Raw genomic sequence first — 12,765 nt, 5'->3', positions numbered from 1 at the left:
ACCTGCGCGGCTGCGGTGTCTTTGGTCCCCGAGGTGCGGGTATCTCGGCTCTGCTCCACCCGCCACGGCTCGAGCGACGCTGAGACCATGACTTCGAACCCTTCCCACCGCATCGCCGTTCTGTACGCCACCGCGCAGGGCTCGACCCGCGACATCGCCGAGTTCATCGCCGACGACCTGCTCGCCCGTGGCGCCCACACCGAACTCCACGACATCGCACACGCACCCGAGCTGACCGGTTTCGACACCGTCGTCCTCGGCAGCGCGATCCACGACATGGATCTGCTGCCCGAAGCCTCGGCGTATATCCGCCACAACCTGAACACACTGACGGACAAGGATGTCTGGCTGTTCAGTGTGGGCTTGGGCCCCGCGCTGCGCGGGCCGATCGGTCGCAGGATCGGGCGCCGGATCCCCCGCAAGATCGCCGACATCGTCCACGCCGTGCGCCCCCGCAACTACACCGCCTTCGCCGGGAAGTACGAACGTGCCGGCGTCTCGTGGCAGGCCCGCGCCATGTACCGGCTCCTCGGGGGCGCCCGCTATGGCGATCTGCGCGACTGGCAGGCCGTGCGCGCCTGGTCGAGCAGGATCGCGCGCGTGCTCGACCTGCCACGGGCGCCCGCCAGCACCATCCATCCCTGACCGACGGGTTCCCACGCCGGAAGGACATCATGAACTGGCCGCTCACCCTGGTGCTCGGCGCGGAGATCGTCGTGCTGGCCGCTGTCGTCGCCGCCTATGTCGCGGCGCGCAGGAACGATCGGTAGCTGCTGCGCTTCCCGCGCCGCAGACGATTTCCGTCGCCACCACCTTCACCATCGACGTGCGCCTCGAGGTCGCGCGCCTGCGGCCGAAAGGCAAGTCCCGAGCGCGAATTCGCTCTGGGCGCCGACGTGACGAGCCGGCTGCCGTTCGACAGTCCGCTGTTGGCAGGTTGCCTGCTCGCTCTCGTCGTCGGTCTGCCGATGGCGGCCACGGCGGCCGCGACCCTGCGGACGGACCGGTATGCCGCCGACCTCGCGTTCGCCGCCGGTGTGCTCTTGGTCGGCTGGGTCACGATCCAGCCGTTGATCATCGGACGGTTCCACTGGCTACAGCCGATTTTCGGCGTCCTCGGGATCTCTGTCTGCGTGCTGGCACTCCGTTTCCGGCACCGTCCGGTCTGAGAATTCCCCGAATAGGGAAATCAAAGGAATTCAGATCTCCAGGAAGCTGTCGACCGGACGCCGGGGCGTCCGTGGCGGTGGTTCGCACCTGGCGGCACCGATCCGGATCAGGACCTGGGGGTGCCGGTGGGCCACGAGGTCGGCGACGGCGGCGCGGGCCGCCGGGATCTCGACGACGTGGGAGACGGTGCAGGTGGACAGGCCGTGGACCGTACACTCGAGCAGCACCGCCGAGAGCGCGCTACCGCCGTCGAGCAGGTCGGCCGCCGCATCACCATCGGTGGACAGCACCGCGACCATCGCTTCGTCGTCTGCCTCGCCCGCGCCTTCGGCACTGCCCGAAGGGAACTCACGACCGACCGGAACGCGAGGGCGATCGGAGATCGACGGCAGCGTGGTCGCGGGCACACCGGTACCGTCCGTGTCCGGACCCGCGGTCCACCAGGTGAGTTCGGCCTGGTACTTCGGATCGTAGTGGCGCAGTCGTGCGGCTACCGCCGAGATATGTTGCAGTGCAACGGATTCAGTCGGATCAAGGAAGCTCACCGTGGTGCCGGTGCGAGCGCAGAGGAACTCCAGGATCTCGCGCGTCACCGGCCAGTCCGGGGGCGGATCCATCGGCATCCGGTCGCTGTAGCGCACGTCGATCGCCTCGCCGAGCAACCGTTGCGACTCGGTGGGCTCGCTCTGCCGCCTCGGCCGCAGCGAGGCGACATGCGCGCGCACGGACGGCTCGGGGAACCGGTCCACGGCGGTCTCCCAGCCCGCGGCGGACCAGGCGGTCTCGGCGTGGTGCAGCATCACCCCGCAGCCGAGCACTCCTTCCCGGTTGAACATGTCGGTGGCGGGCAGGAGCCGCTGCGGGTCCATCGACAGTGCCGCGGTGGCGCCGTCCCAGCGCCACCGCCACGGCTGCGCGTTGTGCAGCGAGGGTGCCCGCGAAGCACGCCCGAGAACCGCACGGACGGTGCCGAGATCGGGACCGACTGCCCCGCTCATGGAAGTCCCTCGTTCTCGGTGATCAGCAGTTCCTCGAGGGTCCGACGCGGCGTCGGCGGCGGGGCGTCGGCGCTCGTCGGCGCCCAGCCGACCCGCACGATCGCCTGCGGATAGGCGGAATCGTGCAGCAGCCGCTCCCGCAGCCGCGCGCGTTCGTGCGCGATCTCGAGTGGTTCGGTGAGCAGGCAGGTCGCGAGGCCGATCCCGGTCGCGGTCAGCAGCACGCTGCTGATCGCCTCGCCGGCGCGGAGTCGCGAGGCGCGATCGTCGGCCGAGGTGCCGACCACCAGGAGTTCGGCATGGTCGGGGCGACTCGCCGGGTCGAGGAATTCCGGCGCCGCGAACTCCCGGGGCGGGAAGTCGTCGTCCGGTCGCGGCGCAGGCGTGTTGCGTGCGGGTACGCCGTCGGCGCTGCCATGCCTGCCCGACCACATCGCGAGCTCGAACCGGTAGGTTTCGTCGTCGGCGTGTACCCGGCTCGCGGTCCGGGCCGCGGCCTTGACCCGTTCCCGGTCGTCGATCCGGCGCACCACCGCGCCGAGCACGGCGGCGCGCTCGGTGAGCAGGCCGAGATAGCCCGGTGGTACGGGCCAGGAGGTGTAGTGGCGACGGTCGGTACGTCGCTGGGTGATGGCAGCGCTGAGCGAGACATCGAGCGCGGTTGGCCGATGCGGTACCAGGGTCAGCGCGGCCAGATGGTCCGGTTCGGCCGGGTCGGGGATGCGGTGGATCACCGGCGCCCAGCCCATCGCCGTCAACGCCACCGTGAGGTGATGCAGGGCCGCTCCACAGCTGAGCACGATGTCGCGATGATCGGGGTCGGTGGCGGGTAGCGCGCGTCGCGTGTCGAGGTAGAGGTGGATGCTGCGGTCGGCGATGCGCCAGCGCCACGGCTGCACGTTGTGCACGGACGGCGCGCGGCCGGCGAGGGTGAGTGCCGCCTTGACGGTGGTGTCGTCGGGCAGTCCGTGTCTCATGATGTCCGTCCTTCGTCGCAGTGGGTTGTGTTCACCGTCCCAGCAGCCCGGCGGCCGGGATAAGGGCCCGACGTCCCCATTCGGAAGGACTTCGGGTATCCGTCGGCGTACCCCCGCGCCCTTCCCCCGCCGGTCCGCGCTCGGCAGGATGAAGTTCGTGGACAGTGAACGGCTTCTCCCGGCTCCGCCCGTGTGGAGGGCATGGTGGTGATGCGCCTGGCGAACCTCCCGGTCGCGGCGGGCCGCACCGCGAACGGCTTCGGCGCGGTGCTGTTCGACATGGACGGCGTCGTCACCGACACCGCGGCCGTCCATGCCATCGCGTGGAAACAGCTCTTCGACGAGGTCCTGCCCCGGCTGGCAGACCCCACCGTGACCCCATTCGACAGCGACGAGGACTACCGGCGTTTCGTCGACGGCCGTGACCGCGCCGATGGCGTCCGGACCTTCCTGGCCGCCCGGGGCATCACCCTCGACGAGGGTTGTCCCGACGACACACCGGATCGGCTGACTGTGGCGGGGATCAGCGCTCGCAAACAACAGCTGTTCACCGCCGAACTCGCCGCATCCGGAGTGCGCGTATTCCCCGACGCCGCCGCGCTGCTGCGCCGACTGCGCGCCGCCCGGGTGCCGACCGCACTGGTGACCGCCAGCGCCAACAGCGCCGCGGTGCTGACCGCGGCTGGGCTGACCGAGGCGTTCACGGCCCGTGTCGACGGAAACGACGCCCGCCGCTACGGATTGCCGGGCAAACCCGATCCGGCGATGTTCCTCGAGGCAGCCCGCAGGCTGCGAATCGAGCCGATCGATGCCGTCGTCCTCGAAGACGCCACGTCGGGGGTGCAGGCGGCCGTCGAGGGCAGGTTCGGACTCGTCGTCGGTGTCGATCGCACCGGTTCCGGCGCCCGCCTCGCGGCCGTGGGCGCCGACAACATCGTCACCGACCTGTCGGACCTGGCGCTGACATCCGCCGAGGAGGACCCGATCCCCGCGGCGGCTCGGTGGTGCGGTGGCGCTGTCACCGCGAGTTCGGGTGGCTGGAATCTGATCTACGACGATGTCGATCCGGCCCAGGAGGGCACGCGGGAAGCACTGTGCGCCACCGGCAACGGGTACTGGGCCAGCCGCGCCGCCGCCCCGGGCACCGTGCCCGACGGCATCCACTACCCCGGCACCTACCTGGCCGGCATCTACGACCGGTGCGTCTCGTCCGTCGGCGAGCGCGTCGTCGAGACCGAACACCTGGTGAACGCCCCCGACTGGACGTCGGTCGTGGTCCGGCACACCGACGGGACGGTCCTCCGGCCCGGCGCCCCCGAGATGGTCGGCCATCACCAGGATCTGAATCTACGCGCGGGCGTGCTCACCTGCCTCGACCGATACGAGGACGCCGCGGGCAGGCAGACGACGGTGACGACCCGGCGGTTCCATTCGATGGCCGATCCTCATGTCGCCGTTCTGGAAATGTCCGTGCTCGCCCACAACTGGGACGGCGAGATCATCGTCGAGTCCGTGATCGAGGGCCGGGTGCGCAACCGCAATGTCGCCGCGGACCGGGCACTGACCGCCGAGCACCTCGATCCGGGCACCCACCACCGGGTCGACGACGACACCGTGCTGTACGAGACCACCACCCGCCAGTCCGGGCTCACGATCGCCACCGCGGTGCGTACGCGCGTCGACGGCGCGCTCGCCGACCGCGCGTTCCTCGACGAACGCTCGCGGCCGGGTGTGGTCGCCACGATCCGGATCGGTCGTCGAACCCCGGTCCACATCGAGAAGGTCGCCGTGGTCAGCACCTCGCGCGACCGCGGCATCTCCACCGCCGCGCTCGCCGCCGCCGATCGCATCGGGATACTCGCCGACGCCGCCGGCCTGCGCGACGCCCATGTCGCGGCGTGGGCGCGGTTGTGGGATCGGTTCGCGATCCGGCTGGGCGATCGCCACGAGCACAACCTGGCGCTGAACCTGCACGTATTCCATGTCCTGCAGGCGGTGCACGTGACCGGCACCGACCTCGACATCGGTGTACCAGCGCGTGGCCTGCACGGTGAGGGCTACCGCGGGCACGTCTTCTGGGACGAGTTGTTCGTCTACCCGATGCTCACGCTGCGACAGCCCGAGCTGACCAGGGCGCTGCTGCACTACCGCTACGAGCGCCTGCCCCGGGCCAGGGCCGCTGCCCGCGCGGCCGGGCTCGACGGCGCGCTGTTCCCCTGGCAGAGCGGCAGCGACGGCCGGGAGGAGGCTCCGGCGGAGCTGTTCAATGTGCGAAACGGTCAGTGGATGCCGGACCATTCGTCTCGGCAGCGCCACGTGGGCCTGGCCGTGGCCTACAGCATCTGGCAGTACTACCAGGCCACCGGCGACGAACGGTTCCTCGTCGACGTGGGCGCCGAGATCGTGGTCGAGGTGGCTCGCTCCTTCGCCACGATGGCCGCCTACGACGCGGCCGACGACCGATACGACATCGAGGGCGTGATGGGACCCGACGAATACCACGACGGCGGACCGGAGTCACCCGGATGCGGGTTGCGCAACAACGCCTACACCAACGTGCTCGCCGCCTGGACGCTGGCGCGCGCCCGCGATGTGGTCCGGCTGCTCGACGGCCGCGACTGCGCGCCGCTGTGGGAACGGCTGCGGCTGCGCGCCGACGAACCGATCCGCTGGGACCGGGTCAGCAGGCGGTTGCGCGTGCCGTTCCATCGTGACGGCATCATCAGCCAGTTCGAGGGGTACGAGGATCTGGCCGAATTCGATTGGGAGGCCTACCGTGCGCGCTACGGGAACATCGAGCGGCTCGATCTGATCCTGCACGCCGAGGGCGACACGACCAATCGCTACAAGCTGTCCAAACAGGCCGATGTGTTGATGCTGTTCTACCTCTTCTCCGCCGAGGAGCTGCGTCACATCCTCGAACGGCTCGGCTATTCGCTACCGCCACAGATCATCCCCCGCACCGTCGAGTACTACCTGGCCCGCACCAGTCACGGGTCGACGCTGAGCCGCCTCGCCCATGCCTGGGTGCTGGCCCGCACCGATCGCAAGGCGTCGTGGTCGCTGTTCACCCGGGCCCTCGATGCCGATCTGGCCGACACCCAGGGCGGGACGACCAGAGAGGGCGTTCATATCGGAGCCATGGCGGGCACGGCCGACATGGTGCTGCGCTGCTATTGCGGTATCGAGACACGGCACGATCTGCTCCGGCTGCACCCGGTTCTGCCCGCCGAGTTGCGGGAGGCCGAGTTCACCATCTCCTATCGCGGGCAGCCGGTCATCGTGAACGTGACCCACGCCCGGGTGCGACTCGATCTGCCACCGAGCACCGCCGATCCGATCCGGGTCAGTGTCGAGGGCATCGAACGCGTCCTCGACGCGGGCGGGTGCTGGGAGGTCCCGCTCACGTCGAGCACCGGTACCGTCGCGATCAGCGCGCGCTGAAGTCGTCGCCGGCGGCACGCGGCAGTCATCCATCTCCTGGCCCGGTTCGGCCTTCATGGTCGCGCATGTCGATATCGGCGAGGATGCCGAATCCCTGGGCGGGATGGTGCCATTCCGTCCCCTCCGTGAGGCACTTCGGCCGTATCCGGGCCTGCGCTGACTCGAAAGACTGGATCAGGTAGCCATCGGAGCAGCGGAAAGGGGCCGCCATGGAGACGACGGTCGAGCACCGGGGACTCACCGACGCCGAAGCCGTCCTGCGCCACCGCCGCGACGGGGCCAACACCTTGCCCGAACCGCCCCCACCGAATCGGATCGCGCAGTTCGCCGCGCAGTTGTCCCACTTCTTCGCCGCGATGTTGTGGATCGCCGCCGCGCTGGCGCTCGTCGCCGGAATGCCCGCGCTCGCCCTGGCCATCGCCTGCGTCGTGATCCTCAACGGCGTGTTCGCGTTCGTGCAGGAGTTCCGCGCCGACCGGGCGGCGCAGCGCCTGCGCGACCTGCTGCCGGTCCGGGCCCGGGTCCGGCGCGACGGACGTGTCGTCACCGTCGAGTCGAGCATGCTCGTGGTCGGCGACCTGCTCGTACTCGAAGCCGGCGATCGGGTCTGCGCCGACGCGACGATGCGCGACGCGCGACACCTCGCCGTCGACGAGTCGATGCTCACCGGCGAGGCGGAACCGGTGCCGCGTGGCGCGAACGAGCCGGTCCTGGCAGGCACCTACGTCGTCGCCGGACAGGGCGAGGCCGAGGTGAGCGCCATCGCAGCGGACACCCGCCTGGCCACCCTGGCCGCCGTCACCGCCGGTGCGACCAGACCGCCCAGCCCGCTGACCCGCCAGCTGCACCGCGTCGTGCGACTGGTCGCGCTGATCGCGCTGCTGGTCGGCGTGACGTCCTTCGGCGCCTTCGCCGTGCTCGGCCGCGACCTCACCGAGAGCCTGCTGTTCTCGATCGGCGTCACCGTCGCCCTCGTCCCCGAAGGACTGCTGCCCACCGTCACCCTGTCGCTCGCTCGCGCCGGACAGCGCATGGCCGCCGAGAACGCCCTGGTCCGCAGGCTCGAAGCGGTCGAGACGCTCGGCGCGACCACCTTCATCTGCACGGACAAGACCGGCACCCTGACCCGCAACGAGATGCAGGTCGTCGAGGTGTGGACCCCGGACGGACAAGTCGACGTCGACGGCACCGGCTACGGTCCCGCCGCGACTCTGCGCGGCGGCGAGGGCGCGCTCGCGGCCACGCGCGCGGTCGCCGACTCCGCCGCCCGCTGTTCACCGGACGCGCGCGCCCAGCTGGTGCACGACAAGTGGGTGCCGATCGGTGACCCGATGGAAGTGGCCGTGCACGTCCTCGCCGCGCGCACCGGCGCCACGGCCCCACCGGCACCCCGGCACCGTACCCCGTTCGACACCCACACCCGTCTCGCGTCGGTGGTCGACGCCGACGGCGAACACATCACCGGCGCACCGGAAGCCGTTGTCGCGCTCTGCGATTCCGCACCGGCGGACGCGACGGAGCGGGTCGTCGACATGACCGCGCGTGGACTTCGCGTCATCGCCGTGGCCAGGGCCCGCGAGCCGGGCACCGCCCCGCGTCTGCTCGGCGTCATCGGACTCGAGGATCCGCCCCGACCCGATGTCGCCGCGGCGATCGCGGCCTGTCGCGGCGCGGGCATCGAGGTCGCCATGGTGACCGGTGACCACCCCGGAACGGCCACGGCCATCGCCGACCAGGTCGGCCTGTTCGGTCCGGACCGTGTCGTCGTCTCGGGCGCCGACCTCCCCGCCGACGACGCGGAACTGGCGACCCTGCTCGAACGCGGCGGGGTCGTGATCGCGCGGGTCGCGCCCGAACAGAAGCTGCGGATCGCGGCCGCGCTGCAACAGCGCGGGCATGTCGTCGCGATGACCGGCGACGGCGTGAACGACGGCCCGGCTCTGCGCACGGCCGATATCGGCATCGCCATGGGGGCCTCCGGCACCGATGTCGCGCGGGAGGCCGCCGATCTGGTCCTGCTCGACGACCACTTCGGCACCATCGTCGCCGCGATCCGGCTCGGCCGCGCGACCTTCGCCAACATCCGCAGGTTCCTGACCTACCACCTCACCGACAACGTCGCCGAGCTCGCGCCGTTCGCGCTCTGGGCAGCCAGCGGCGGCACCATCCCGCTGGGCTTCACGGTCTTGCAGGTGCTCGCGCTCGACATCGGCACCGACATGCTGCCCGCCCTCGCGCTCGGCGCCGAACCACCGAATCCCCGGACCATGGCGGGACGGCCCGCGGTCGGCACCCTCATCGATCGAACGCTGCTGCGCCGGGTCTTCGGCGTGCTCGGCGCCACCGAGGCGACCGTCGGCATGATCACGTTCCTGACCGTGCTCGCCGTCGCGGGCTGGCGGCCCGGCGAGCAGGTGGATGCAAGGGTGCTGGCCTCGGCGTCGGGGGCGCTGTTCGTCGCGATCGTGTTCGGACAACTGTCGAACGCGTTCGCCTGCCGCAGCGAGTCACGGTGGGTGGGAGCGGTGGGCTGGCGCGGGAATCCGCTGCTGCTGGCCACGGTCGGGGTCGAGATCGGTTTGCTCGTCGTGTTCCTGTGGGTGCCGCCGCTGCCCCGCCTGCTCGGGGGCGCGCCGCCGAGCGCCTTGGGCTGGGGACTGGCGGCCTGCGCGATACCCGCGTTGCTGGCGTCCGACACCGCGCACAAGTCGTGGCGCGGTCGTCGGCACCGGCGCCGGGTCGGTCGGCGCCCCTGACCGTCCGGGGTGGAGCTACCGCACGAGCCGCAACGTCACCTCGTTGTGTCGGTGCGAGCTACGTGTCCGACGTCGTTGTCGACCACGTGGAGGTCGTGCTCATGTCTCCATCATCGGCCCGGCTCCCACTCGTCGGCAGATCCGAACGACACGGTCGACGTGGCCATGGTGCCTCGTTCGGGAGGACTCCGTGGCCCGCGACAACGACATTCGCGCCGACGCCGAGGCGCCACCGGCGGGGACCATCGGGGACCAATGCCAGCGCTCGGCCGGGACCTTCGGCCGTATCGACCGGACCCGGCCACCGGCGACGCTGGAGACACACCGACGACCACCCGGAAAACGAGGGAATCGATATGGGCGAATTCGTCACCGAGTTCAACGACCTGCGGCTGACCGACGCCGATCGTGCCGGCGGCAAGGGCGCCAACCTCGGCGAACTCGTCGCGGCCGGGTCGCCTGTCCCGTCCGGTTTCGTCATCCTGGCCGCGTCCTACGAACACGTCCTCACCGAGGGGGCCGCGGGCGCCGAACTCGATCGACTGCACAGCCGGGCCGTGGCCGCGAGCACCGAACCCGCCGCGGTGGGCGCCCTCTGCGACCGGATGGCGGCGCTGGTCCGGTCCGCGGAGCTCGACGATGTGGTGCGCGCGCCGGTGCTGGCGGCCTACCGCGCCCTCGGCGACGACGTGGCCGTGGCGGTGCGCTCCTCGGCGATCGGCGAGGACAGCGCGAGCGCCTCCTTCGCCGGGATGAACGTCACGCGCACCAACGTCCGTGGCGACACAGCGCTGCTACACGCCGTCGTCGACTGCTGGGCCTCGCTGTTCACCCCTCGGGTGGTGACCTACCGGGCGCGGCGCGGCATGCGCGGGCGACCGGTGATGGCTGTCGTGGTGCAGACGATGGTGGCCGCCGAATGCTCCGGTGTCGCGTTCACCGCCGACCCGACGACCGGGCGCCGCGACCGGGTGGTCGTCGAAGCGGCCCGCGGCCAAGGCGAAGTCGTGGTGTCCGGCGAGGCCGAGCCCGACACCTACCTGTTCGACGCCGCGGGCCCCACCCTGCTGCACACCCGGGTCGGCCGGCAGCGATGGGCCGTCGTGGCCGGACCCGACGGCGACCGGCGGGTCGCGGTCACCGACGACGAGGCCGCCACCCCGGTGCTCACCGAGGACCGGGCACGCGCGGTCGCCGAACTGGCCCTGGCGGTCCAGGCCCATCACCACGGCATCCCACAGGACATCGAGTGGGCATTCGACCACGCCGGCCTGTGGATCGTGCAGGCCCGGCCCATCACCACACCGACCGGATCCGATGCCGCCGGGCCGGGCCACAACGTACTCATCCGCGGGGTCGGCGCCGCGCCCGGCACCGCCACCGGCCGCACCCGGGTACTGGCCGGTCCCGACGAAGGCGCCCAGCTGCGCGACGGTGAGGTGCTGGTCGCGCCGATGACCAACCCGGATTGGCTGCCGACGCTGAGCCGCGCCGCCGCGGTGGTCACCGACAGCGGCGGCATGACCTGTCATGCCGCGATCGTGGCCCGTGAACTGGGCATTCCGTGCATCGTTGGCGCACGCACCGCCACGACCGCCCTCGCCGACGCCACCCTGGTCACCGTCGACGGATCGACCGGCGAGGTCACCGCAGGCCGCAGCGTCGCCGATCGGATCACCGTCGCGGCCGCACCGCCGCCGTCGGCGGCCGCACCCACCGCCACCAAGATCTATGTCAACCTCGCGACCCCGGAGCGCGCTGCCCAGGTCGCCGCGGGCGACGTCGACGGTGTCGGGCTGCTCCGCGCCGAGACCCTGCTGACCGCCGCCCTGGACGGCCGCCACCCCCGCGAGGTCATCGCCGCCGGTGAGCAGCGGCTCTTCCTCGATCGCATGAGTGAATCGCTGCACCGCATCGCCGAACCATTCGGGACGCGACCGGTCGTCTATCGCACCACCGACTTCCGGACCAACGAGTTCCGCGCACTGCGCGGCGGCGAGCAGTACGAGCCCGTCGAGCACAATCCGATGATCGGCTACCGCGGCTGCTACCGCTATATCCGCGAACCCGACCTGTTCGCCGCCGAGCTGGCCGCCCTGGCCGCGGCCCGCGAACGTCACCCCAATCTGCACGTGATGGTCCCGTTCGTGCGCACCCGCTGGGAGCTCGAGGCCTGCCTCGAACTGATCGACGCGAGCCCGCTGGGCCGCCAACGCGGGCTGCACCGGTGGGTGATGGCCGAAGTGCCGTCGGTGGCCTACTGGCTGCCCGAATACGTGGGTCTGGGAGTCGACGGCGTCTCGATCGGCAGCAACGACCTCACCCAGCTCATGCTCGGTGTCGACCGCGACTCCGAACAGTGCGCGGAACTGTTCGACGAATCCGATCCCGCCGTACTGGACGCGATCTCCCGGATCATCGGTACCGCGCGCCGGCTCGGCATCACCTCCTCGCTGTGCGGACAGGCGCCGTCGAATCGTCCCGCCTTCGCCGAACACCTCGTCCGGATGGGCATCACGTCGGTCTCGGTGACGCCGGACGCCGTCACCGCCACCCGCAACGCCGTCGCCGCCGCCGAACGGCGAGTGCTGCTCGATCACGCGCTCACCGCAGCCAGCACGGAAACACAGTGACCTCCTACAACTTCCGTCCATCCGCAACGAAAGGTTCGATCATGTCCGATCTTCATGGCCGCAGCGTCGTCGTCACCGGCGCCGCCCGCGGCATCGGCGCGGCCGTCGTGCGCACCCTCGCCAAGTCCGGCGCCGGGATCGTCGTCGCCGACCTGCTCGAGCACGACGGCAAAGCCGTCGCCGAATCCCTGGGCTCCCAGGCGATCTTCCGGCATCTCGACGTCACCGACGAGGACGAGTGGCGGCGGGTGCTCGACGACGCCGAAGCGACGTTCGGGCCGCTCGCGGTCCTGGTGAACAACGCGGGCATCGTCGACTTCGGCGGCGTCGAAGCCGAATCGCCCACCCAGTTCCGCCATGTGCTCGACGTCGATCTCGTCGGCTCCTGGCTGGGTATGCATCTGGCCGCGCCCCGGCTGCGGGCCGCGGGCGACGGCGTCATCGTCAACGTCTCCTCGACCGCGGGCTTGATCGGCTACTCGGGCATCTCTGGCTACGTCGCCGCCAAGTGGGGCCTGCGCGGCCTGACCAAAGCGGCCGCGATCGAGCTCGGCGGTGCCGGAATCCGCGTCTGTTCGGTGCATCCGGGACCGATCCACACCGCGATGACCGCCGGCATGGATCCGGGTATCGCCGCGGCGCAGCCGCTGCCACGCTTCGGCGAACCGGAAGAGGTCGCCGCCATGGTCGGCTTCATCGTCACCGACGCGACTTTCTCCACCGGTTCGGAGTTCGTGCTCGACGGCGGCGCCACCGCGGGCGCGGCGCTGCTCACCCCCTCCTGAGG

General features: G+C 70.9%; 8 protein-coding genes. 6 read left to right on the top strand and 2 right to left on the bottom strand.

All coding sequences use genetic code 11. The features are described 5' to 3' along the window. The first annotated feature begins 87 nt into the window (after positions 1 to 87). Positions 88 to 645: a flavodoxin domain-containing protein gene (locus Q7X29_RS17805; RefSeq protein ID WP_218720123.1), complete on the top strand. Its 558-nt coding sequence runs from the start codon at positions 88 to 90 to the stop codon at positions 643 to 645. A 251-nt stretch (positions 646 to 896) separates the two neighbouring features. Beyond that, entirely contained in the window at positions 897 to 1,169 is a 273-nt protein-coding gene (locus Q7X29_RS17800; RefSeq protein WP_218720122.1) for a hypothetical protein, read from the top strand. Between the two features lie 30 nt (positions 1,170 to 1,199). Here Q7X29_RS17800 and Q7X29_RS17795 read toward each other — a convergent pair whose 3' ends face one another. Together Q7X29_RS17795 and Q7X29_RS17790 are read right to left on the bottom strand one after the other, a co-directional pair. Further along, positions 1,200 to 2,168 carry an Acg family FMN-binding oxidoreductase gene (locus tag Q7X29_RS17795; protein ID WP_218720121.1) on the bottom strand — a complete coding sequence of 323 codons (969 nt, stop codon included), beginning with the start codon at positions 2,166 to 2,168 and terminating at the stop codon, positions 1,200 to 1,202. Continuing rightward, positions 2,165 to 3,145, bottom strand: coding sequence for an Acg family FMN-binding oxidoreductase (locus Q7X29_RS17790; RefSeq protein WP_316574770.1), 981 nt, complete (start codon positions 3,143 to 3,145; stop codon positions 2,165 to 2,167). The genes Q7X29_RS17795 and Q7X29_RS17790 overlap by 4 nt, the downstream gene beginning before the upstream one ends. A 210-nt stretch (positions 3,146 to 3,355) precedes the next feature. On the opposite strand from Q7X29_RS17790, the gene Q7X29_RS17785 reads away from it, so the two are divergent. From Q7X29_RS17785 to Q7X29_RS17770, 4 genes are all read left to right on the top strand, one after another. Next, positions 3,356 to 6,589, top strand: coding sequence for a beta-phosphoglucomutase family hydrolase (locus Q7X29_RS17785; RefSeq protein WP_316575381.1), 3,234 nt, complete (start codon positions 3,356 to 3,358; stop codon positions 6,587 to 6,589). Between the two features lie 209 nt (positions 6,590 to 6,798). Beyond that, positions 6,799 to 9,345: a cation-translocating P-type ATPase gene (locus Q7X29_RS17780; protein WP_316574769.1), complete on the top strand. Its 2,547-nt coding sequence runs from the start codon at positions 6,799 to 6,801 to the stop codon at positions 9,343 to 9,345. 356 nt (positions 9,346 to 9,701) lie between these two features. After that, positions 9,702 to 11,978, top strand: a complete 2,277-nt coding sequence (gene ppsA, locus Q7X29_RS17775; RefSeq protein WP_316574768.1) for a phosphoenolpyruvate synthase — start codon at positions 9,702 to 9,704, stop codon at positions 11,976 to 11,978. A 41-nt stretch (positions 11,979 to 12,019) separates the two neighbouring features. Further along, positions 12,020 to 12,763, top strand: a complete 744-nt coding sequence (locus Q7X29_RS17770) for an SDR family NAD(P)-dependent oxidoreductase (protein ID WP_218720117.1) — start codon at positions 12,020 to 12,022, stop codon at positions 12,761 to 12,763. Positions 12,764 to 12,765: the final 2 nt, after the last annotated feature.

The organism is Nocardia canadensis, from assembly GCF_032656385.1.
Lineage (GTDB): Bacteria > Actinomycetota > Actinomycetes > Mycobacteriales > Mycobacteriaceae > Nocardia > Nocardia canadensis.
The sequence above is the reverse complement of the archived record's forward strand: the minus strand, read 5'-3'. Positions and strand labels throughout refer to the sequence as shown.

Bases quoted from the DNA above. Each gene is read 5' to 3' on its own strand.
- Q7X29_RS17770 (WP_218720117.1), top strand. From the start codon at position 12,020: ATGTCCGATCTTCATGGCCGCAGCGTCGTCGTCACCGGCGCCGCCCGC.
- ppsA (WP_316574768.1), top strand. From the start codon at position 9,702: ATGGGCGAATTCGTCACCGAGTTCAACGACCTGCGGCTGACCGACGCC.
- Q7X29_RS17805 (WP_218720123.1), top strand. From the start codon at position 88: ATGACTTCGAACCCTTCCCACCGCATCGCCGTTCTGTACGCCACCGCG.
- Q7X29_RS17780 (WP_316574769.1), top strand. From the start codon at position 6,799: ATGGAGACGACGGTCGAGCACCGGGGACTCACCGACGCCGAAGCCGTC.
- Q7X29_RS17785 (WP_316575381.1), top strand. From the start codon at position 3,356: ATGCGCCTGGCGAACCTCCCGGTCGCGGCGGGCCGCACCGCGAACGGC.
- Q7X29_RS17795 (WP_218720121.1), bottom strand. From the start codon at position 2,168: ATGAGCGGGGCAGTCGGTCCCGATCTCGGCACCGTCCGTGCGGTTCTC.
- Q7X29_RS17790 (WP_316574770.1), bottom strand. From the start codon at position 3,145: ATGAGACACGGACTGCCCGACGACACCACCGTCAAGGCGGCACTCACC.